General features: G+C 69.7%; 19 protein-coding genes and 1 pseudogene. 3 read left to right on the top strand and 17 right to left on the bottom strand.

Features of this window, described 5'->3' with window-relative positions; all coding sequences use genetic code 11:
• Positions 1 to 228: 228 nt before the first annotated feature.
• The 9 genes from DXT68_RS03975 to DXT68_RS03935 form a co-directional block, all read right to left on the bottom strand.
• Positions 229 to 1,938: an ABC transporter ATP-binding protein gene (locus tag DXT68_RS03975; protein ID WP_045254697.1), complete on the bottom strand. Its 1,710-nt coding sequence runs from the start codon at positions 1,936 to 1,938 to the stop codon at positions 229 to 231.
• Positions 1,935 to 2,885 carry an ABC transporter permease gene (locus DXT68_RS03970; protein WP_045254698.1) on the bottom strand — a complete coding sequence of 317 codons (951 nt, stop codon included), beginning with the start codon at positions 2,883 to 2,885 and terminating at the stop codon, positions 1,935 to 1,937. Before DXT68_RS03970 ends, DXT68_RS03975 begins: the two co-directional genes overlap by 4 nt.
• Positions 2,886 to 2,919: 34 nt before the next feature.
• Positions 2,920 to 3,924: an ABC transporter permease gene (locus DXT68_RS03965; RefSeq protein ID WP_045254699.1), complete on the bottom strand. Its 1,005-nt coding sequence runs from the start codon at positions 3,922 to 3,924 to the stop codon at positions 2,920 to 2,922.
• Positions 3,925 to 4,278: 354 nt separating this feature from the next.
• Positions 4,279 to 5,952: an ABC transporter substrate-binding protein gene (locus DXT68_RS03960; protein ID WP_045254700.1), complete on the bottom strand. Its 1,674-nt coding sequence runs from the start codon at positions 5,950 to 5,952 to the stop codon at positions 4,279 to 4,281.
• A gap of 213 nt (positions 5,953 to 6,165) precedes the next feature.
• A complete protein-coding gene (locus tag DXT68_RS03955) occupies positions 6,166 to 7,032 on the bottom strand; it encodes a MurR/RpiR family transcriptional regulator (protein ID WP_052677777.1) in 867 nt (288 codons plus the stop codon).
• A gap of 4 nt (positions 7,033 to 7,036) precedes the next feature.
• The gene (locus DXT68_RS03950; protein ID WP_045254701.1) at positions 7,037 to 8,560 is read right to left on the bottom strand and encodes a glycoside hydrolase family 3 protein; all 1,524 of its coding nucleotides are present in this window, start codon (positions 8,558 to 8,560) and stop codon (positions 7,037 to 7,039) included.
• Positions 8,557 to 9,390: a carbohydrate ABC transporter permease gene (locus DXT68_RS03945; protein ID WP_045254702.1), complete on the bottom strand. Its 834-nt coding sequence runs from the start codon at positions 9,388 to 9,390 to the stop codon at positions 8,557 to 8,559. The genes DXT68_RS03950 and DXT68_RS03945 overlap by 4 nt, the downstream gene beginning before the upstream one ends.
• A complete protein-coding gene (locus DXT68_RS03940; protein ID WP_045254703.1) occupies positions 9,387 to 10,364 on the bottom strand; it encodes a carbohydrate ABC transporter permease in 978 nt (325 codons plus the stop codon). The genes DXT68_RS03945 and DXT68_RS03940 overlap by 4 nt, the downstream gene beginning before the upstream one ends.
• Before the next feature lie 14 nt (positions 10,365 to 10,378).
• Positions 10,379 to 11,671, bottom strand: coding sequence for a sugar ABC transporter substrate-binding protein (locus DXT68_RS03935; protein WP_045254704.1), 1,293 nt, complete (start codon positions 11,669 to 11,671; stop codon positions 10,379 to 10,381).
• A 260-nt stretch (positions 11,672 to 11,931) separates the two neighbouring features.
• Between DXT68_RS03935 and DXT68_RS03930 the strand changes: the two genes are divergently transcribed.
• The 3 genes from DXT68_RS03930 (at position 11,932) to DXT68_RS03920 (ending at position 14,112) form a co-directional block, all read left to right on the top strand.
• On the top strand, positions 11,932 to 12,792 hold the full coding sequence (locus tag DXT68_RS03930) for a spermidine synthase (protein WP_045254705.1): 861 nt from the start codon (positions 11,932 to 11,934) through the stop codon (positions 12,790 to 12,792).
• Positions 12,793 to 12,983: 191 nt separating this feature from the next.
• Positions 12,984 to 13,511, top strand: coding sequence for a hypothetical protein (locus DXT68_RS03925; protein ID WP_045254706.1), 528 nt, complete (start codon positions 12,984 to 12,986; stop codon positions 13,509 to 13,511).
• A 112-nt stretch (positions 13,512 to 13,623) separates the two neighbouring features.
• Complete coding sequence (locus DXT68_RS03920) at positions 13,624 to 14,112, top strand: SprT-like domain-containing protein (protein ID WP_045254707.1); 489 nt, start codon at positions 13,624 to 13,626, stop codon at positions 14,110 to 14,112.
• A gap of 956 nt (positions 14,113 to 15,068) precedes the next feature.
• Here DXT68_RS03920 and DXT68_RS03915 read toward each other — a convergent pair.
• The 8 genes and pseudogenes from DXT68_RS03915 to DXT68_RS03885 all read right to left on the bottom strand — a co-directional run bounded on the left by DXT68_RS03915 (position 15,069) and on the right by DXT68_RS03885 (position 21,462).
• A complete protein-coding gene (locus tag DXT68_RS03915; protein ID WP_280524639.1) occupies positions 15,069 to 15,452 on the bottom strand; it encodes a DUF3054 domain-containing protein in 384 nt (127 codons plus the stop codon).
• Positions 15,376 to 15,540: pseudogene (locus tag DXT68_RS17310) on the bottom strand (DUF3054 family protein); the annotation flags it as partial. The gene DXT68_RS03915 and the pseudogene DXT68_RS17310, both read right to left, overlap by 77 nt.
• 92 nt (positions 15,541 to 15,632) lie before the next feature.
• Positions 15,633 to 16,325, bottom strand: a complete 693-nt coding sequence (locus DXT68_RS03910; protein ID WP_045254709.1) for a 2-phosphosulfolactate phosphatase — start codon at positions 16,323 to 16,325, stop codon at positions 15,633 to 15,635.
• 75 nt (positions 16,326 to 16,400) lie between these two features.
• Complete coding sequence (locus DXT68_RS03905; RefSeq protein ID WP_045254710.1) at positions 16,401 to 17,873, bottom strand: ABC transporter permease; 1,473 nt, start codon at positions 17,871 to 17,873, stop codon at positions 16,401 to 16,403.
• Positions 17,870 to 18,631, bottom strand: coding sequence for an ABC transporter ATP-binding protein (locus DXT68_RS03900; RefSeq protein ID WP_045254711.1), 762 nt, complete (start codon positions 18,629 to 18,631; stop codon positions 17,870 to 17,872). The genes DXT68_RS03905 and DXT68_RS03900 overlap by 4 nt, the downstream gene beginning before the upstream one ends.
• 171 nt (positions 18,632 to 18,802) lie before the next feature.
• A complete protein-coding gene (locus DXT68_RS03895) occupies positions 18,803 to 19,438 on the bottom strand; it encodes a response regulator (protein WP_045254712.1) in 636 nt (211 codons plus the stop codon).
• Entirely contained in the window at positions 19,435 to 20,610 is a 1,176-nt protein-coding gene (locus DXT68_RS03890; RefSeq protein ID WP_045254713.1) for an ATP-binding protein, read from the bottom strand. The genes DXT68_RS03895 and DXT68_RS03890 overlap by 4 nt, the downstream gene beginning before the upstream one ends.
• A gap of 60 nt (positions 20,611 to 20,670) precedes the next feature.
• Entirely contained in the window at positions 20,671 to 21,462 is a 792-nt protein-coding gene (locus tag DXT68_RS03885) for a class I SAM-dependent methyltransferase (RefSeq protein ID WP_045254714.1), read from the bottom strand.
• Between the last annotated feature and the right edge of the window lie 37 nt (positions 21,463 to 21,499).

The raw sequence follows: 21,499 nt of genomic DNA, 5'->3' as shown, positions 1-21,499 counted from the left end.
TCAGGTGGAGTGTGCGCTCAGAAGCTCAACGAAATGCCGACCACCATATGAGGGCATGGAGAAGCGAGCGCAACTACCGACTATACGCGCGATACGGCGACATGGCAAGTGCAGTCCTTGACCTATCTCGAATGCTGCGGTATTGGCGGCCCCGGGACGTGGTGCGGATGCGACCACGGTGCCGTCGTCGTCGCCTGAGCGGCGGCGACGGCACCGTGGTCCGCGCGCTCAGACTCCGGTCGCGCTCGCGATGTTGAGCTCGTTGCCGGGGATCGAGGCCAGCAGACGCCGCGTGTACGGATCACGCGGGTTGGTGAAGATCTCCTCGGACGAGGCCGCCTCGACCAGCGATCCGTCCTTCATCACGCACACGTAGTCGCTGATCAGCCGCACCACCGCGAGGTCGTGCGAGATGAACAGGTAGCTGAGCCCGTACTCGGACTGCAGATCGCCGAGCAGCGTGAGGATCTGGTCCTGCACGAGCACGTCGAGCGCCGAGACCGGCTCATCGCACACGATCAGCTCGGGCGACAGCGCCAGCGCCCTGGCGATCGCCACGCGCTGCCGCTGACCACCCGACAGCTCGGACGGATACCGCCTCAGCATCGACTGCGGAAGGGCGACGTCGTCGAGGAGCTTGCGCACCCGTGTACGTCGATCCGCAGTGCTGCCCCGACGGTAGAAGTCGAGAGGCTCGGAGATCAGCCGCTCGATCGTGAACATCGGGTTCAGGCTCGAATACGGATCCTGGAAGATCGGCTGCACGCGCTGGCGGAAGGCCTTCGTCTCCGCACGGCTGAGCGAGGCGACGTCCTTGCCCTCGTAGCGGATCAGACCGCTCGTCGGCTCGATGATCTTCAACAGCATCCGTGCGGTCGTGGTCTTGCCCGAGCCGGACTCCCCCACGATCGCGACGGTCTCGCCACGAGGGATCGCCAGCGACACGTCGTTCACGGCGACGAAGTCCTCCTTCTGGCCGCGCACCGGATACACCTTCGTGAGGTTCTCGATCTCGACGATGTTGTCGGCGGCGACGGCGGCGGGCGTCCCGGCATCCGTCGTCTCTTCTGCGGCCGACGGACGATCCTCGGCATGGAAGGCCTCGGGTCGCAGCCGCGCCGCCGCGACCGACGGCGCCGCCTTCACCAGCGACTGCGTGTACGGATGCTGCGGATCCTCGAGGATCTGCTTCGCCGGCCCCTGCTCCACGACCTTGCCGCGGTGCATCACGATGACCCGCTCCGCACGCTCCGCGGCGAGACCGAGGTCGTGCGTGATGAGGAGGACGGCGGTGCCGAGCTCCCGCGTCATCGCGCCGATCTGATCGAGGATCGTCTGCTGCACCGTCACGTCGAGCGCGCTCGTGGGCTCGTCGGCGATCAGCAGGCGCGGCTTGCAGGCGAGTCCGATCGCGATCAGGGCCCGTTGGCGCATGCCCCCGGAGAACTCGTGCGGATACTGCTTCGCGCGGCGCTCCGGATCCGGCAGCCCCGCGGCCGTCAGAGCCTCGACGACCTTCTGCTGCACGTTCTGCCGTGTGGCCAGTCCGTGCGCGAGAAGGGTCTCGGCCACCTGCGTGCCGATCTTGGCGACCGGGTTGAGGTTCGACATCGGGTCCTGCGGCACCAGGCCGATGTCGCGCCCGCGGATCGACCGCAGGGCGCTCTCGGGAGCGTGGGTGATGTCGCGCCCGTCGAGCCGGATGCTGCCGGAGGCGACGCGCCCTCCCCCGGCGAGCAACCCGATGATGGCCATCGCGGTCGTCGACTTGCCCGACCCCGACTCCCCCACGATGGCGACGGTCTGCCCCGGTGCGATCTCGAGGTCGACGCCCTCGACGGCATGCACGACGCCGTCCATCGTGGCGAAATCGACGGCCAGCCCTTCGACCGACAGCAGGGGGGCGTCGGGCACAGTGTTCTCTTTCGCAGCGTTCATCGTGCTCTCGTCCTCGGGTCCATGGCCTCGCGCAGCGCCTCACCGAACAGGGTGAAGCCCAGCGCGGTCACCGCGATGCAGATACCGGGCAGGAAGGCCAGCCACGGGGCGATCGCGAGCTCCGCCTGCGCATACGTGAGCATGCGCCCCCACTCGGCCGTCTCGGGGCGACCGCCGCCGAGGCCGAGGAACGACAGCGCCGCGGCATCGATGACCGCGGTCGCGAGCGTCAGCGTGCCCTGCACGATGACGGGTCCGATGGCGTTCGGCAGCACGTGCGACATGGTGATCTGGCCGCGTCCGAGGCCCAGCGTCTGCGCGGACAGCACGTAGTCGCTCGATCGCTGCTGCAGCATCGACGCGCGCAGAAGCCGGGCGAAGATCGGCACCTGCGATGCACCGATCGCGATCATCACCGCGAAAGGCGTCTGGCCGAGGATCGCCGCGATCGAGACCGCGAGCAGCAGGTTCGGCACCGACAGGATGATGTCGACGACGCGCATGATGAGCGTGTCGACCCACCCGCCGAAGGTGCCGGCCAACAGCCCGAGCACCATCCCGCCGACGAGGCCGAGGGCCGTCGAGATCACGCCGACCAGCAGCGAGGCCTGCGCCCCCCAGATGAGCTTCGAGAGCACGTCGCCGCCGAAGCGGTCGAGGCCGAGCGGGAACTCGGGCATCTCGCCGGGTCCGGGGATGTTCGTCGGAGTGATGAACTTCGCCCCGGGAAGCGCCGTCTCGGGATACGGGGCGAGCAGCGGCGCGAGCGCCGCCACGAGCAGGAACGCGAGCACGATGCCCGCGCCGATCCAGGCCGTGGGATTGCGGCGCAGCCGGCGGAAGACGTCGTGCCAGAAGCCGCCCGGCCCCTCTTTGAGATCGGACTGGGCGATCGAGACGGTGTCGATCAGACCGCCGCCCTGTGCGGGTGGGAGTGCGACGCTCATGACGTCACCTCTTTTCGGGGAACGAGACGGGACATCACTGCACCCGCACTCTCGGATCGATGAAGCTGTAGGACACGTCGACTGCGAGGTTGATCAGCGCGTACGCGATGGCGATGAAGATGATGAAGCCCTGCAGCACGGGGAAGTCGCGCGTGAAGATCGCCCGTGCCAGGAACGAGCCGATGCCGGGGAACGCGAACACCGTCTCGGTGAGCACCGCCCCCGAGATCAGCAGCCCTGTCTGCAGGCCGATCGTCGTGATCACCGGCAGCATGGCGTTACGCAGGATGAAGCGACTGCGCAACGTGGAGGCGCCGACACCCTTCGCGCGACCGGTGCGCACGTAGTCGGCGTTCTGCACCTCGAGCACGCTGGCCCTCGTGATGCGGACGATGATCGCCAGCGGGATCGTGCCGAGTGCGAGCGCCGGGAGCACGAGATGCAGGATCGCATCCCACGCGGCGTCGAACTCGCCGGTGATGATGCCGTCCCACACGTAGAACCCCGTGGGATGCGTCGCATCGATGCGCGGGTTCTGCCGTCCGTCCGACGGCAGCCAGCCCAGCTGCACCGCGAAGACGTACTTCAGGATGAAGGCCAGGAAGAAGACCGGGATGGTGATGCCGACCAGGCTCAGGACCACGGATGCGTGATCGGTGAACTTGCCGTGGCGTCGTGCCGCCCAGTATCCGAGAGGGATGCCGACGCCGACCGCGAAGATCAGGGCGAGCACGCTCAGCTCGATCGTCGCGGGGAAGCGGCGGAAGAACTCCTCCACCACGGGACGGTTCGTCTGGATCGACGTGCCGAAGTCCCCCTGGAGGAGGCGGCCGACCCAGATGAAGTACTGCTCGAGGATCGGTCGGTCGAATCCGTAGAGCTCGTTGACCCTGGCCACGGCGTCCGGGGTCGCCTTCTCACCGAGAAGCGCGACCGCGGGTCCGCCGGGCAGGGCCCTGACCCAGGCGAACAGCAGGATGCTGAGCCCGATGAGGGTGGGCATGAGGAAAAGCAGTCGCCTGCCGATGGTGCGCAGCAAGAGGTCTCCGTTGATCGGGTGCGGACCCTTCGTCTCGCTCCGCTCGCTCAGGGGCCGGGAGCACCGGCCCACTCACGGACCGGAGCACCGGCCCACTCACGGACCGGGAGCACCGGCCCACTCACGGACCGGGAGCACCGGCCCGCTCACGGGCCGGGAGCACCGGCCCCTGAGTAAGGAGCGAGTGTTCCGGCCCCCGAGGAGGAGCTTGTGTTCCGGCCCCTGAGTAAGCAGCTGGTGTTCCGGCCTCTGAGGAGGAGCTGGCGTTCCGCCCTGAGCGAGGAGCAGCGAATGCGCCGGCCCCTGAGCGAGTAGCGGAGCGACGAGACGAAGGGCTTTCGCGTCGGGTCGGACCTACTCGGTGAGGACGATGTCCGTGAAGACCTCGTCGTTCACCGGGCTGGCGGGGTAGCTCTTGACACGCGGGTCGAACGCGAGGGTCGGAGCCGGGTGCGCGAGCGGGACGCCGGGGATGAACTGCGCGACCATCTCGTTGATCTCCTCGTAGAGGGCCGTCTGGTCCTCGAGGTTGGAGACGCCACGAGCCTCGTTCAGCTTCTGGAACAGCTCGGGGTTGTCGAAGCCCCACTCCGAGCTCTGCTGGCCGAAGAAGACGCCGACGAAGTTGTCGGTGTCGTTGTAGTCGCCGGTCCAGCCGAGCAGGTGGATGCCGTGATCCGACGTGCCGGTGGTGCGGTCGAGGTACTCGACCCACTCCTCCGAGACCGGGGTGGTCTCGACGCCGACCTCGGAGAGCTGCGACGACAGGACCGTGAAGATCTGCTCGGGGTCCGGCATGTACGGACGCGAGACGTTGACCGGGTAGTTGAAGGTGAGCTTCAGCGGGTTGGACTCGTCGTAGCCGGCCTCGGCCAGCAGGGACTTGGCCTTCTCGGGGTCGTAGTCGTACGTCGTGACGTCGGGGTTGTACCCGTTGACCGTGTCGGGGACGAACTCGATCGCCTTCTCGGTGCCCTCGGGCAGGACCTGGCTGATCAGGGCGTCCTTGTCGACCGCGTACGAGAGCGCCTCGCGGACCTTGGGGTCCTGCAGCTCGGGGATCGCCTGGTTGAACGCCAGGTAGAGGATCGTGAAGGGAGGGCGCGACACCATGGTGAAGCCGTCGTCCTCGAGCGCCTGGGTGTCGGCGGGGCCGACCAGGTCGTAGCCGTCGATCGAGCCGGACTCGAGAGCCTGGCGACGTGCGGTCGGGTCGTCGATCGTGCGGAAGATGATCTCGTCGATCTGCCCGGCGTCGCCCCAGTAGTCGCCGTAGGCCTTGAGCGAGACCTGCTCACCCGGCGCCCACTCGTCGAACTGGTAGGGGCCGGTGCCGACGGGGTGACCCATCGCGTACTCGGACAGCACGGGTGCCTCGGCAGAGCCGCTGACGTCGTCGGCGCCGAACTCCTGGAGGGCCGACGGGCTCTGCATCCCGAACGAGGGCAGCGAGAGCGAGGCGACGAAGCCGGCGAACGGCTTGTTGAGCTCGATCGTCACGGAGTAGTCGCCGTCGGGGGTGCACGACTTGTACACGGCGTTGGCCGGGTCGGACGCGTAGCCCTTGAAGAGCTTGTTGTAGTAGTAGCCGAACGCCTCGGACGCGGCGAGGCCGGTCCAGTTGTACCAGCGGTCGAAGTTCGCGCAGACGGCCTCGGCGTTGAAGGGGGTGCCGTCGTGGAAGGTGACGTCCTCCTTCAGGGCGAAGGTGTGGCTCATGCCGTCATCGGATGATTCCCACGACTCGGCGAGCAGCGGGGCGGGGTCGGCCGTGCCGGGCTCGGTGCCCACGAGACCCTCGAAGATCTGGCGCGAGACGCGGAAGCTCTCGCCGTCCTGCGCGAATGCCGGGTCGAGGCTGGCCGGGTCCGACGATGCGGCGAACACGAACGTGCCGTCCACATCTCCCGAGCCCTCTGCCCCGTCGTCGCCACGCTCGCTGGCGACACATCCCGAGAGGACCAGCGCGGCGAGCGCTGCTCCGGTGACGGCGATGAGACCTCGCCGACGCATGACTTCATGGTGCATTGTGTGACCTTCCTGTCGAGCGCAGCAGTGCGCGTTCCGAAGGCGTCGTCGACTCCGGAAACGGTGATGCCTCGACGCTACCCAGTGCACCGACCTCTGCAAAACACTTCCAGGTTGCATTCCTGTTACGGAAGTTCTCATAATCGAGCGTTCCCGCGAGGCCTCCGACCGAGGCCCCGCGTCAGCGGTGTCGTGCGTCAGCGGTGCCGTGCGTCAGCGGCGGCGACGCGACGCCGCGGCGTCGTGCGTCAGCTGCAACGGGATCACGACCGGCTCGCCCCGGTGCTGCACGATCCGCACGAACAGGATGTCGACGAGAGCGAGCTGCGCGATACGGCTCGACATCGCGGCCATGCGGAACGGCGACTCCTGCGCGTAGGTCAGCAGCACGACATCCGCCGCGAGGGCGAGGGTCGAATCCGGAACGCCGGTGATCGCCACCGAGAGTGCTCCCGCGTCTCTCGCGACCTCGACCGCGCGCACGACCTCCTGGGTCTCACCGCCGTGCGAGAACGCGATCACCACGTCGCCGGGGGTGCGCAGAGACGCCGTCGTCAACGCGAGATGCGGGTCGGCGGAGTGGGCGACGGAGCATCCGATGCGGGCGAGCTTCTGCTGCAGGTCCTGCGCGGTGAGAGACGATGCCGCCTGCCCGAACAGGTCGACGTGCCGAGCGTCGATGATCGCACGCGCGACGCGGTCGAGCGCCTCGGCATCGAGTCCCCGTGCGGTCTTCTCGATCGCGTCGATCTCCTGCGCGGCGAGCTTGGCGGCGATGGCGGCCGGCTCGTCATGGGGATCGATCGCGGTGGTGTCGAGGCCGAACCGTGCACGCTGGGCCTGGGCGAGGGTGACCGTGCGCGCCACCGCGACGCGCAGCTCCCTGTAGCCCGTGAAGCCGAGCGTCTGCGCGAAACGCGCCACGGTCGACAGCGAGGTGTTGCAGAGACTCGCGAGATCGTTGATCGCGAGATCGACGACGAGCGTCGGGTCACCGAGGATCGTCTCCGCGACACGCGCCTCGGCGGCACTCAGTCTCGGGACGGATCTCCGCACCAGCGCAAGAACATCGGCGTCCACGGTGTCATCCTGCCTCAGAGAACCCGTCGGGTGTCGCCGGATGACGAAATGCGGGGGAAGTCGAGTCGCCGGTGAGCCGACGCCTGGCCTCCTGCGCGCCGATCCGGCTCGCCGCACCGACCTCGACGACGGGGAGGGCGAGCGGATGCCGGGCCGGCAGCCCGACATTCACCACGACGGCCGCGGGGTCGCGCTCAGCCGCCCGGTCGACGAGCGCCCGCTGCGCGGCGTCGGCGTCGGGGCGGTCGAGCAGGATCACCGTGAGGCCGGGGGCGGCGACGGCCGCGTCGAGCGCGGCATCCTGCTCGGCCGTGTCGGCACGGGCCACATCGACACGGCTGCGGTGCCCGTCGCCGGCGAGCACCTCGACCACATGCGCGGAGGCGCTGTCGACCGCGAGCGAGGAACGACGCCGTGCGTCGACGACCGCCAGGACATCGGCCTCCGCCGATGCTCCGGTGACCGCTCTCGCGACGACATCGGCCGCATCGAACCCGCGGGGGGCCTCTGCACGGGCGGCCCGTGCCCGCAAGGTCTCGGCGAGCGCCCGTACGCGGGCCGCGGCCTCCTGCACCCTGGCGCGGGTCAGAGAGCCGTCGCGCAACGCGGCGACGATCCCGTCGCGCGCCTCGAGGAGGTCGCGGTGATCCTGATCCGCCCGCGCCGCATCTCCGAGGTTCGTCGGGTTGCCGATGCACAGCAGGTCGACTCCGGCCGCCAGGGCCTTCGCCGCCCCTCCGCCGATGCCCACGGTCTCGCGGATCGCCGCCATGTCGAGTGCGTCCGAGATGATCACCCCGTCGAAGCCCCAACCGCGCAGCATGCCCAGCACACGGGAGTTGAGCGTCGCGGGCTCGTCGCCCCATGCCGGCACGACGATGTGCGCCGTCATGACGGTGTCGACGCCGTCGGCGACCGCGGCTCGGAAGGGCTCGAGATGCACCCGCTCGATCTCGTCGACGTCGAGGGTGGTCTCCGGAAGGGCGTGGTGGGAGTCGAGATGGGTGTCGCCATGCCCGGGGAAGTGCTTGACGCACGCGGCCACTGCACCGCTCTGCAGGCCCTCGACGGCAGCGCGCACGTGGCGGGCGACGAGCGCGGGGTCATCACCGAACGAACGCACGCCGATCACCGGATTCCGAGGGTCGGTGTTGACGTCGGCCACGGGACCGAGCACGACGTCGGCCCCCACCGCCGCGACGCGTCGCGCGAGTTCCGCCGCCGAGGCCCTGGTCGCGTCGACGTCATCGACGGCGCCGAGCTGCGCGGCACCGGGCAGCGTCGATCCGGTCGCGGACTCGAGGCGCGTGACGTTGCCGCCCTCCTCGTCGATGCCGATGAGCGCATCGGGGTTCGCACGGCGGATGGACGCGCTGAGCTCCGCCAGCCCCTCCCCCATGTTCTGGCCGAAGTACACGACCCCCGCGAGGCCGTCTCGCAGCTCGGCGAGCAGCCACTCCGGCGCCGTCGTGCCGAAGAAGCCGGGCCAGAGCACGCCGTTCGCGAGACGCGTGAGGTCGTCGCTCATCCCTTCACCGCTCCGGCGACCATGCCCGCTGAGAGACGGCGCTGCACGATCACGAAGAAGATCATGACCGGCAGGGTGATGATCGTCGACGCGGCCATGATGCTGCCCCAGTCGTTCGCGAACAGGCCGAAGAACGACTTCAGACCGATCGAGACGGTGTACTGGTCGGTCTCCGCACCGAGGATCGTCATGGCGAAGATGAACTCGTTCCACGCCGTGATGAAGCTGAAGATGCTCGTGGCGACGAGGCCCGGCATCACCAGCGGCAGCAGGATCGAGCGGAACATCCGCCACCAGCTCGCTCCGTCGATGTATGCGGCCTCCTCCAGCTCGACAGGGACCGCCGCGACGAAACCGCGCAGCATCCAGATGCCGAAGGCGAGAGAGAGCGCCACGTACACGACCATCAGACCCAGGATGCTGTTGAGCAGGCCGAGGCTCTTGACCTGCAGGAACAGCGGGATGACGAGTGCCTCGAGCGGCACCATCTGCACGACGAGGATCATCATGAGCACCGTGGTGCGGAATTTGAAGCGGAACCGTGCGACAGCAACGGCCGCGAGCAGGCAGACCAGGGCGCTCACCAGAACCGTGACGATCGCGACGATCGCCGAGTTGCGCAGGAAGGTGCCGAAGCCGCCCTCCGTGAGCACGAAGGCGAAGTTGTCGAAGGTGAACTCCTGCGGCAGCAGGGACTGCCCGCCACTGGAGGCTTTCGCGTCGAACGCGCTGGAGACCATCCAGTAGACGGGGAACAGCGTGAAGATCAGGACGGCCGCGACCGCGATCCCGGTGCCGATGCGGGAGCGGAGAGAGGCGCGGGGGTTCACAGCTCGTCCTCCTTCATGAGGGACCGGATGTACACGATGGTGATGCCGATCAGCACGAGGGTGAGCAGCACGGCGAGCGCGGCTCCGAAGCCGTAGCGGTTCTGCCCGAACGACTCGACGTACGACCAGACGCCGAGGTTCAGGACCTGGCGGTTTCCTCCGCCGCCGCCCGGCATGAGGTACACCTGCGCGAACACCTTGAAGTCCCAGATGGTCGACAGGATGATGACCACCGAGAACACGGGCCTGAGGGTCGGGAAGATGATCTTCCAGAAGCGCGTCCAGGCGTTGGCGCCGTCGAGGGCGGCCGCCTCGAGCATCTCCTTCGAGACCCCGAGAAGTCCGGCGAGCACAGTGATCGCGACGAACGGGAACCCGTGGTGCACGACGTTCAGCAGCACGATCGCATAGAACGACCACTGATTGGTGAACCAGTTCACCGGGTCGTCCATCAGCCCGAGGTCGCGCAGCACGCTGTTGAAGATGCCGCGATCGGCGTCGAAGATGAACGTCCAGACGTAGGTGCCGGTGACGGCGGGCATCGCCCAGGCCACCATGATGCAGCTGGAGACGATGGTGCGCCATACCGTGCCGAGCCGGGCCAGCAGCAGCGCCACCAGCGTGCCGACGGCGACCGTGACGAACACGGCCACGGCGGCGAAGCCCACGGTGTTCGGCAGGACGACCGTCCACAGCGTCGGGTTGGTGAGCGCCTCGATGTAGTTCTGGAATCCGATCCAGTTGCTCTCGCCCGTGTTGATCTCGCGCAGACCGTAGTCCTGCAGCGAGTAGACGACCACCTGGATGAGCGGCCAGAGCATGAGCACCGCGAGGATCACGAGCCCCGGAGCGAGCAGGAGCCACGGGCGGGCCGTGATCAGCGAGAGACCTCGCCGGCGGGGCCGCCCGCCGGCCACGGAGGCGGAGCGGGGCTCCGTCTCCGTGGCCGGCAGCGGCGCGTGCACCATCGACATGAAGGGGTACGGCCTTACTTGTTGAGCAGGTCGGTCATCTCGGCCGCGGCATCCTTCGTCGCCGTGGCGACGTCCTTCTGCCCGCTGAGGATCGCCTGGATCATCGAGTTCGTCGTCTTCTTCGCCTGCACGGCGCCGAAGTTCGGGGTGACGGGCACGGATGCTCCCCCCTCGACCATCTGCTGGGCGAACGGGGCGACCAGTGGGTCGGTCGAGGCGAGGGCCTCCTCCATCGCCGACTGGACTCCGGGGAAGTAGCCGGTCTCGTCGGCCCACTTCTCGGCGAATTCACCCGTGGTCATCAGCTTGACGAACTCCCACGAGAGCTCGGCGTTCTTGGTGGTGTTGAAGACCGAGAGGTGCGAGCCGCCGAGCACGGACGGAGCGATCCCGCCGTCCTCGCCCGGGATCACGGCGGCGCCGATCTTGCCGTCGAGCTCGGGGTTGGCCTCGATGAGCGCCTTGGGGGTCCACGAGCCCGAGAGCATCATGGCGACGTTGCCCTGGGTGAAGGCGTCGCGCAGGTCGGTCTCCTTCCACGTGGTGGCACCGGCCGACGAGAAGCCGTGCTCGGTGGCGAGGCCCGTGTAGAACTCGATGCCCGCCTGCGACTCGTCGCTGTCGAGCTCGCTCGTCCACTTCTTGCCGTCGAGGGTGGCGACCTCGCCGCCCGCACCCCAGACCCACGGGTAGACCTGGAACTCGGCGTCCCCGGCGACGGGGAAGGGCAGCATGTCGGGCTTGGCGGCCTTGATGGCCTCGCCCGCGGTGACGATGTCGTCCCACGTCTTCGGAGCCTCGAGTCCGAGTTCCTCGAACACGTCGGTGCGGTAGACGATCGAGCGCACGCCGGCGTACCAGGGCATGCCGTAGAGCTCGTCGTCGTAGGTGCCCGCCACGGCCAGACCCTCGACGAGGTCGTCGCGCAGCCCCTTCTCGGCGTCGACGTACTCGTCAAGCGACTCGAGCGCGCCCGCGTCTGCGAACTCCGCCGTCCAGGTGGTGCCGGTCTCGGCGATGTCGGGGGTGGTGCCGCCGGCGATCGAGGTCACGAAACGATCGTGGGCGTCGGCCCACTGGATCTCCTCGATCTTGACAGTCGCCCCGGTCTCCTCCTCGAACGCCGCGGACACCTCGTCGTAGAACGCGCCGGCGTCGGGGTTGGTGCCCTTCATGATCCAGACGGTGAGCTCCTGGCCCTCTCCGTCGACAGCTCCACCGTCGCCGGTGCCGCCACCGGCACAGGCCGCCAGGCCCAGGGCGGCCACAGCGCCGAGCGCCACGGCCGGAAGAATGCGCTTGTGCATCAGGGTTCTCCTCTTTGAAACGTCCTGGCGGCATCGGGTGCCTACCACGTAGGAAAAAGTATTCACCACTAACTAATTCGCTGCAAGTTCTTCCCAGAAACGTCATGCGGCCGTAACATCGCCGCGCAGAGAGGGCTCCTCCCTCGCTCTCCCGCCCCGCTGTCGTGCCAGCCGACCCCCGTCTGCGACCGCGCGGTCCCCATCTGCGACTGCGTGGAGCCCGTCTGCGACCGCGTGGAGCGAGCGCGTAGTCTCGGATCATGGGCAGGACGCGAGCACGAGACACCGAGCACCCTCAGGCCCGTCTCGACCACGGTGGTCTCGCCCGGATCGTGCCCTCGGAGTTCACGACCGGGTTCGAGCTCATCGTCGACGAGACGCCGCAGTCCCACGTCGACCTCGACGATCCGACCCACCTGCACTTCGAGTACATCGTGCGCATGGGCGCGGTGATAGACCAGCTCGCGGCAGGACCCCTCACCGCCGTGCATCTCGGAGCCGGCGCGCTCACCCTGCCCCGCTACATCGAGGCGACGCGGCCGGGCTCCCGACAGCAGGTCATCGAACTCGAAGCACCCCTCGTCGCGCTCGTGCGCGAGAACCTCCCGCTCCCCCGGGGCGCCTCGATCAGGCTGCGGATCGGCGACGCCCGCGAGGGCATCGCCCGACTGCCCTCCGCTCTCGTCGAAAGCTGCGACCTCGTGGTCTCCGACGTCTACTCCGGCGCGCAGACGCCGGCGCACCTGACCAGCATCGAGTTCTACCGCGAGCTCTCGGCGCTCCTCGCCCCCGGCGGGGTCCTGCTCGTGAACGTCGCCGACGGACCCGGCCTCGCGTTCGCGCGACGCCAGCTGGCGACCATCGCGGAGGTGCTGCCCGAGATCGCCGTGCTCGCCGACACCCAGGTGCTGAAAGGTCGTCACTTCGGCAACCTCGTCATGGCCGCCTCGGCCGCGCCGCTGCCCACGGAATGGCTTCCGCGGTTGCTGGCCGCGGGGCCGCATCCGGCCAAGATCGCGCAGGGTGCCGAGGCGAGGGCCTTCATGCAGGGCGCACGCGTGGTGACCGACGCCGACGCCGTGCCCTCGCCCCGGCCCGACGCCTCGCTGTTCCTGCGCTGATCTCCGCCGCCGGACCGGTCTCGTCGGAGCCATCGCACCGGCGCTCCTGCCGGGCGGTCTCGCCGGGCGGTCTCGCCGGGCGGTCTCGCCGGGCGGTCTCGCCGGGCGGTCTCGCCGGGCGTGGGCGTGCCGCCCCGACCAGACGGCCCGCGCGAGGCACACTGGAGTGAGGACGCTGCGGGAGGAGAGCAATGAGTTTCATCCAGGGTTATGACCCGGAGAGCCTTCGCGAGCTGGTCGACATCGGTGAGTGCTCGGCACGACTGAGCGAGATCGAGGGGCAGCGCAGCCTTCCGGCGCTGCTCGAGCGCGTGTGGCTGCTGAAGGTCCTCGATCGCCTGGACGAGGCTCTGCCGCTCGCCGACGAGGCGGTGCGCCAGTCGCGCATGGCGGGCACGCGCAAGGACGTTCTGCGCGCCCGAGTGCTGCACGCCACCATCCTCCAGTACCGCGGGGCGCACGCCGCCGCAGAGCAGGAGCTCTCCACCTGCGCGGCCGAGGCCGAGGGTCAGCGGTGGCTGTCGATCGCGGCCTTCGCCTACCACCACCACGGCAAGAACGCGTATGAGGCCGGGGACTTCGAGACGGCGCGGGAGAGCTTCAAGCAGTCGCTCTTCCTCCGCCGCGAGGCCGGCGCAGAGGATCGGGAGCTCGAGACGGTGCTGCTCGCGATCGAGGCCGCCGAACGGCGTCGCACCGCACAGCTCGTCGCAGGCTGACGCCCGCTCACCGCAGTGCCCGGTGCGCGTATCTGGGCAGTTCCCGGCGTGGCCTCCCTGAGGTGGAGCGAGGTCTGCGCCCCATGTCGGTGGCATGGCTTAGCCTGATCGCATGGCGGAACTTGACCGGGTGCGCGTCTGGGGCGACGCACTGATCACGCTGCATCTCGACAAAAGCTGGTCGTTCGACTTCGACCACGCCAAGCGCCGGGCAGGGCAGTGCGACTACACGAAGAAGCGGATCACGGTGTCGCGTTACCTCGCGGCCCGGTTCGATGACGATGAGATCCATCAGGTGCTTCTGCACGAGGTGGCGCACGCCATCGCCGGTCACGAGGCGGCTCATGGTCCTGCGTGGAAGCGGGTGGCTCGTGACCTCGGCTACGTCGGGGGCACCACCCATCACGGCGAGACCGCCGTGGAACTTGCCCCCTGGGTCGGCCGCTGCCCCTCCGGGCACGTCACCTATCGGCACCGCCGTCCGACGCGGGCGACGTCCTGCGCGCGGTGCTCACGGTCGTACGACGCGCGCTACGTCTTCGAGTGGACGCGCCGTGAGATCACGGCCGACACCCGTCTCGCGGCGCAGATGTCCCGCTGAGCGCGCGTCGGCGCGTGCCGCGTCATCCCCGCGCGATCGCGGGCGGCCGGTGGGCGGCGTTCGGTGGCGGCGTCTGGCGGCGGCGGATGGTGGCGGCGGATGGCGGGCGGCGTCCGGCGGCGGCGTCCGGCGGCGTCCCGGCCCGAGCCTGCGGGGTCAAAAGCGCACGGCGCCGCCCCTTTCCGGATGCAGAAGTGACCCCGCACCCCGTCCGGATGCGGAAATGACCCGGCATCCCTCGCACATGCGAAAATGCCCCCGCACCCTCGCGCATGCGGAAATGACCCGGCATCCCTCGCGCAGGCGCGATCGATCCCATCCCTGCCCAGCACCCGCACTCTCGTCACAGCCCGCGCCAGTGCTCGCACCCTCGTCGCCACCCGATTCTGCCGGGGTCAAAAGCACACCGCGCCCCGCCATTTCGGATGCGCAATCGACCCCGCACCGCAGCGCAGATGCGGAAATGACCCCGCACCCCATCCGGATGCGCAATCGACCCCTCGTGTGCCAGCGCTCGCCTTCGTCGCGACCCGAATCTGCCGGGGTCAAAAACGCACGGCGCCACGCCATTTCGGATGCCTAAGTAACCCAGCCCGCCGCCACGGATGCCGAAGCGACCCCGCACCCCGGCGCAGGCACAACCGACCCCGACCCCGTCCGCGTCAGCGCCCGCCTCCGCCGCCCGAACCGGCCGGGGTCAAAAACGCACGGCGCCACGCCATTTCGGATGCCGAAGTGGCCCCGCCCGCCGCCACGGATGCCGAAGTGACCCCGCACCCCGGCGCAGGCACAACCGACCCCGTCCGCATCAGCGCCCGCCTTCGCCGCCCGAGCCTGCCGGGGTCAAAAACGCACGGCGCCACACCATTTCGGATGCCGAAGTGACCCCGCACCCCGCCGCAGATGCCGAAGTGACCCCGCACCCCGGTGCGGATGCGCAATCGACCCCGCTCGCGTCAACGCGCGCGGTCGTCGTCCAGATCGGACGGCGCCGCCGCATCCGCGACAGGATCCTCGCCGGGCGCGGGGTCCACGTGCAGGGAGTCGTCCGCGGGCGCGACCTCCTCGCGTCCGGCCCGACGACGCAGAAACGCCGCCAGAGCACGCCAACCGAGCAGGAACACGGCGAGCACGAGCGTCGCGACGATGATGAAGGCGATCTGCGCGGTGTCCCCGGAGACGACGCGCAGAAGGAGCCCCCCCGACGACCGTGACGGCCCAGGCCACCGCGCCCCACGCCAGCGACCACGGCTGCCGCGGTCGCGCAGGCAGCAGCGCGGCGACGAGGTGGCCGAGCAGCAGCGCGACGAGGAACGGCCAGGCCGTGAGCAGGAATCCACCGGGGTCCTCCTGATGCGACGCGCGGCCGATCACGGCGAACACGAGCACCAGGACGGCATCGAGGATGAGTGCGGGAACGTACCTCATGCCCCGACCCTACGTCGCGCGCGCCGGATCCGTCGGCGGCGGCGCGGCCTGTTGCCGATGGAGACGCCGCGGGTGAACAGGCGATCGCTCGCTCACTCGAACGCCACGAACACGCCTTCGCGCAGGATCGGCACCACGTCGAGGGCGTCGACCTCGGCGGCCTCGGCCGTCGACGTCGGGACGACCCCCGCCGCGCGCATGCGATCGGTCGCGGCGACGCCCTCGGCGAGCTCCCGAGCCGAACCGCTCGCTCCGATGAGGTGCCGCAGCGCCCGCGACAGGGCGCGGAAGCCCTCGGCGGCGACCGCGGCATCCGGTGCGGTGTGGTCGATGCCCAGGTCGGTGAGGGCGGAGATCACGGCGCCCGCCCCGAGCTGGTCCTCGACGGCGAAGCGGAGGATCCCGGAGGAGTCCGCCTCGCCCGCGGCGATCACCGCGACGGAGGTGCGCGCCTGCCTGCGCTCCTGCAGGGTCGCCACGGCCCTGGCGACGGCGGAGGCGTTGCGCAGACTCCCCACCAGGACGACGGGAGCAGCACCGGTGCCCGCCTGTGCGGCGCGGGAGTCGTCACGGGCGCGCGCGGCGACCGCGGCCCCGTTGCGTGACCAGGTCACGGCATCGTCGAGCGCCACCGTGGTGCCGGATGCGACGGCATCCGCCACGCTCGAGGAGAACCGCAGCACATCGACGACCACGACGACATCGGCCGGAGCGAGACGTTCGAGCCCCTCGACGCCCCAGTCGAGGCGCACCTGATACGTGGACTGATCGAACGCAGACGGCATCCCTCCAGCCTAGAGCTGCGCACTCACGACGATGCCCCGGATGACCTCGTGGGTCACCCGGGGCATCGGATGCGGTCAGTCGGCGGCGAGCGCCTCGACCGGCGCGACCCGCGTGGCGAGCCGTGTCGGTGTCGCCGCCGCGACCAGGGTCAGCACCGCCGTGGCGACGACGATGATGACGACGGGAATCCAGGGCACGTGCGGAGCGACCAGCCCCGCGGGCGTGTAGTCCGGCAGGGTCGGCGTCGAGCCGAGCAGCGACTGCGCGGCGATCCATCCGTAGACGACTCCGAGCACGAGCCCCGTCAGCGTCGCCGCGACGGTGATGTGCGCCGCCTCGAGCAGCACCATGCGGCGCACCTGAGAGTTGGAGAGCCCGATGGAACGCAGCAGCCCCAGTTCGCGGCGACGCTGCACGACGCCGATGGTCAGCAGATTCACGAGCCCGACGGCGGCGATCACCGCAGAGACGGCGACGAGCACCATCATCACGGCGGCGAAGGCATCGAACGGTGCGAGGAATTCCGGCGGCGTCTCCCCCTCGACCTGGGTGATCAGCATCTGCTTGACCGACTCCAGCGCGACGGCGAACATCGTGACGAGCGTGACCCCCATGACCACGCCGATCGCCATGCGCGACGAGCGCTCCGGATACCTCAGCGCGTTCTCGGCGGCGAGGCGCGCGGTGGCGCTCGACCCGAACAGGCGACCGACCAGTCGCAGCACCGGCGGCATGAACAGCACCGCGCCGAGCGCGAGACCGGTGAACGACAGCAGACCGCCGACGAACGCGATCGCCACGCCGATCGGACTCACCAGTCCTGCCACCACTCCCCCCACCAGCAGCAGCGAGCCGGTGATCAGCAGCACCCAGGCCCCGATGTGACGGCTGCGGCGCGAGACCTCTTCGTGGCTGCGCTCCACCGAGCCGCCGATCGCCTGCAGCGGCGTCACCGAGAGCACCCGCCGCGACCCCACCCACGCGGCGGCCCAGGTGGTGAGCGCCACGCCGATCGCCGGCAGCGCGATGGCGGGCTGACCGAGCGTGATCCCCTCCGGCACGTTCTCGATCAGCTGTCCTCCGATCCCCACCCCGATCGCTGCGATCCCGAGCCCCGCCGCGAGCCCCAGGGCGGCGCCGATCAGACCGACCACGAGGCCCTGGCGACCGACCTCGGAGCGTTGCGACCGGGCGGTCGCACCGATGAGCCGCATCAGCGCGATCTGGCGGGTGCGGCCCGCGATGATCGTCGAGAACGTGTTGGCGGTGACGATCGCCGCGACGTACATCGCGAGCGCGGTGAGCAGCACCGAGAGCAGGGCGACGACCACGGCAAGGGTGTCGCTCCCCCCGATGAACGGATCGGCCTGCAGCACCGCGCCGATGTAGGTCGTCGTCTCGACGAGCACCACTCCGAACGCCGCGGACAGCGCCGCGACGAGCACGCTCGCGCCCATCCCCCGATCCCGCAGCCAGGCCAGACGGGGTCCGGTCGCCGCGGTCTGCGGGACGAAGACTCGCGTCGCGGACTCCATCACGGCGCTCATGCCGACACCTCCGCCGCCAGCATGTACGCCGAGATCTCCTCGGCGCTCTGGCGGGGATGATCGGCGACGATGCGGCCGTCGCCGAGGAAGAGCACCCGATCGGCGTGACTGGCCGCGATCGCATCGTGCGTCACCATCGCGATGGACTGACCGTGCTCGCGGCTCGCGGTCGCCAGCAGCTGCAGGACCTCGCGCCCGGTCTTGGAGTCGAGGTTGCCGGTGGGCTCGTCGGCGAACACCAGGTCGGGGGCGGTCGCGAGCGCCCGGGCGATGGCCACGCGCTGCTGCTGACCGCCGGAGAGCTGGTGCGGCCGGTGCTGCAGCCGGGAGCCGAGGCCGAGGGTCTCGATCAGGCCGTCGATCCTGGCCTTCTCGATCGCGCTCGGGCGACGTCCGTCGAGCTCGAACGGCAGCATGATGTTGCCGAGGGCGGTCAAGGTGGGGACGAGGTTGAACGCCTGGAAGATGAAGCCGACGCGACGCCGACGCAGGATGGTCAGGTCGAGATCGCCGAGTCCGGTGATCTCGGTGTCGCCGATCCACGCACGTCCGCTGGTCGGGGTGTCGAGCCCGGCCATGATGTGCATGAGGGTGGACTTGCCCGAGCCCGACGGGCCCATGATGGCGGTGAACTGCCCGCGGCGGATGCCGACGCTGACATCGTCCAGCGCGCGGACGGTGCCCTCGCCGGAGCCGTAGGTCTTCCCGAGGTGCTGGACGCGGGCTGCCAGCCCGAGGTCGGTGGTCGTGATCTCCATGTCATCGACGCTACGGAGCGCGACCGGGCACCCGCATCGCCCGTGCGGAGCATCCGCGTACATCTGCAGGATGATCCGGAGGCACCCAGGATGATCCGGAGGCACCAGGATGATCCGGAGGCACCCACAATGATCCGGAGGCACCCAGGATGATCCGGGGTGCCGCGGGACTCAGGCGAGGCCGTGCTCGAAGGCGAAGACCACCAGCTGCACGCGGTCGCGCAGGTTCAGCTTGGCCAGGATGCGGCTGATGTGCGTCTTCACCGTCGCCTCGCTGAGGTACTCCCTGGCCGCGATCTCGGCGTTCGACAGCCCCCTCGCCGCGAGCGCGAAGATCTCCCGCTCGCGGTCGGTGAGCGCCGCGAACTGCGGCGGCACGGGCTTGGGCGCCTCGGAGAAGTGCTCGAAGAGCTCCCGGGTGGCCGACGCGGCGATGACGCTCGACCCGGAGTGCACGGTGCGGATCGCCGCGAGCAGGAACTCGGGGTCGGCGTCCTTCAGCAGGAACCCGCTGGCGCCCTGACGGATCGCCCGCGCCGCGGCCTCGTCGAGGTCGAAGGTGGTGAGCATGACGATCCGGGGCGGCTCGGGTCGCGTGAGGATCTCCGCCGTCGCGGTGAGGCCGTCCATGACCGGCATCCTGATGTCCATGAGCACCACGTCGGGACGGGTCCTGGACACCACCTCGAGCCCCTCACGGCCGTCTCCCGCCTCGCCCACGACATCGATGTCGGGCTGCGAGGCGAGCAGCATGCGGATGCCGGCGCGGAACAGCGCCTGATCATCGACGAGGACGACCCTGATCATGTGACTTCTCCGATCGGGAGCGAGGCACGCACGACGAACCGGGTGCCCTCACGCTCCGCCTGAAGGCTACCGCCGACGAGCTGGGCGCGTTCGCGCATGCCGATCACTCCGTGCCCTCCGCTGCTCGACGAGAGCTCGCGACCGACCGTGTTGCGCGCGTCGATGTCGACGCGATCGGGAAGCCATGCGAGGTGCACGTCCACAGCGCCGTCGCCGTGCCGGATGGCGTTGGTGAGCGCCTCCTGCAGGATCCGGTACACGGCGAGCTGGATCGCCCCCGGCGGCTCACCCGGCGGGGTCGGGTCGACGGTGATGCGCGGCTCGATGCCCGCCTGACGCACCTGCGCGAACAGCGCCTCGAGATCGGCGAGCGTCGGCTGCGGCCCGTCGCCCTGACGGTGACGGAGCTGCGTGAGCAGCAGGCGCACGTCGCTGAGCGCCGATCGCGCGGTCTGGGCGATCGTGCCCAGCGCCTCGGTGGCCATCTCGGGTTTCGCCGATGCGGCGTACCGCGCGCCGTCGGCCTGGGCGATGACCACGGCGAGCGAATGCGCCACGATGTCGTGCATGTCGCGGGCGATGCGCACGCGCTCCTGCTCCTCGGCCGCGAGCGCTTCCGCCTGCAGCTGCGCCGAGCGCGTGCTGCGTCCTCGCAGCACCACCCGCCACAGCAGACCGCACACCCAGGCGAACCCGAGAGCGAGGATCGAGAGCACGAGGAGCAGGCTGCCGATGGTCAGCTGATCCCAGCCGCTGGACCCGGAGCCGACACCGGTGACGGCCACCATGTACACGGCGGCGACGAGGCCGCCGAAGAGCGCCGAACCGAACCCCCACCAGAGCACGGCACGCGAGCCCCAGGCCGCCGTCGCGTAGAGCACCAGCAGGATCCCGAGATCGAGAGGGAGAGGACCGAGGCTCGCCGACATCTGGACGATCGCACCCGCCCAGGCGGCGACGAGGGCGAGAGCGGGGGCGAGCCGGCCGATCGCGACACCGCCGCACATCAGGACCCCCGCCACCACGACCGCGACGACCGAGGCGGCACTGGCGGTCGCGCCGCCCGTCCCCGGCCCGTAGAAGGCGACGGAGAACGGGGTGAGGATGAGGAAGAGCAGCGCCGCCCCGACGATGTCGAGCACGAGCGCCGTGCGGGAGAGCGGGCGGATCACTCCCCCCACGCTACGCGGACGCGGATGCCCCCGCATCCGCCTGCAGATGTATCCGGCGGGTCAGGCGCGCGCGATGATCTCTCCGTGCGGCACGAGATACCAGCCGTCTCCGTCGTCGGCCCAGCGCGTCCATGCCTCGCTGATCGCCCGCAGGTCTGCGCCGGTCGCCATGCCGCCGTCGACGAGCTGCCGGGCGAGCGCGGACTCGAGGATGCGGTCGGCCCACATGCCGCCCCACCAGGCGCGGTCCTCGGGCGTGGCGTAGGTCCAGGCGGAGCCGGTCGCGGTGACATCGTCGAACCCGGCGGCCCGCGCCCAGGCGAGCAGGCGGCGGCCCGCGTCGGGTTCGCCGCCGTTCGCTCGTGCAGCTCGCCGATAGAGGTCGAGCCACGTGTCGAGCTCGGGAAGCATCGGGAACCAGGCGAAACCGGCGTAGTCGGCGTCCCGCGCGGCGACGACTCCGCCCGGCACCGTGACCCGACGCATCTCCCGGAGCGCCTGCACCGGGTCGCCGACATGCTGCAGCACCTGGTGCGCGTGGACGATGTCGAAGCTGTCGTCGGCGAAGCTCAGGGAGTGCACGTCTTCGACGCGGAAGTCGAGGTTCGTGAGCCCCCTGCTCGTCGCGAGGGCATGCGACAGCGAGAGTGCGTTCTCATCGATCTCGGTCGCCGTGACATGGCCCACCACACCGGCGAAGTCGACGGTGATGCTGCCCGGGCCCGCTCCGACGTCGAGGAGTCGTGCGCCCGACACGAGATGCGGTCGCAGGTACTCGGCGGAGTTCGCGATGGTGCGAGTGCTGTGCGAGCGGAGGACCGTCTCGTGGTGTCCGTGCGTGTAGGTGGCCATGCCCCAGTGTGACAGCCGCCTCGAGCGGACTCGAATC

Origin of the sequence: Microbacterium foliorum, from assembly GCF_003367705.1 — a bacterium.
Lineage (GTDB): Bacteria > Actinomycetota > Actinomycetes > Actinomycetales > Microbacteriaceae > Microbacterium > Microbacterium foliorum.
The sequence above is the reverse complement of the archived record's forward strand: the minus strand, read 5'-3'. Positions and strand labels throughout refer to the sequence as shown.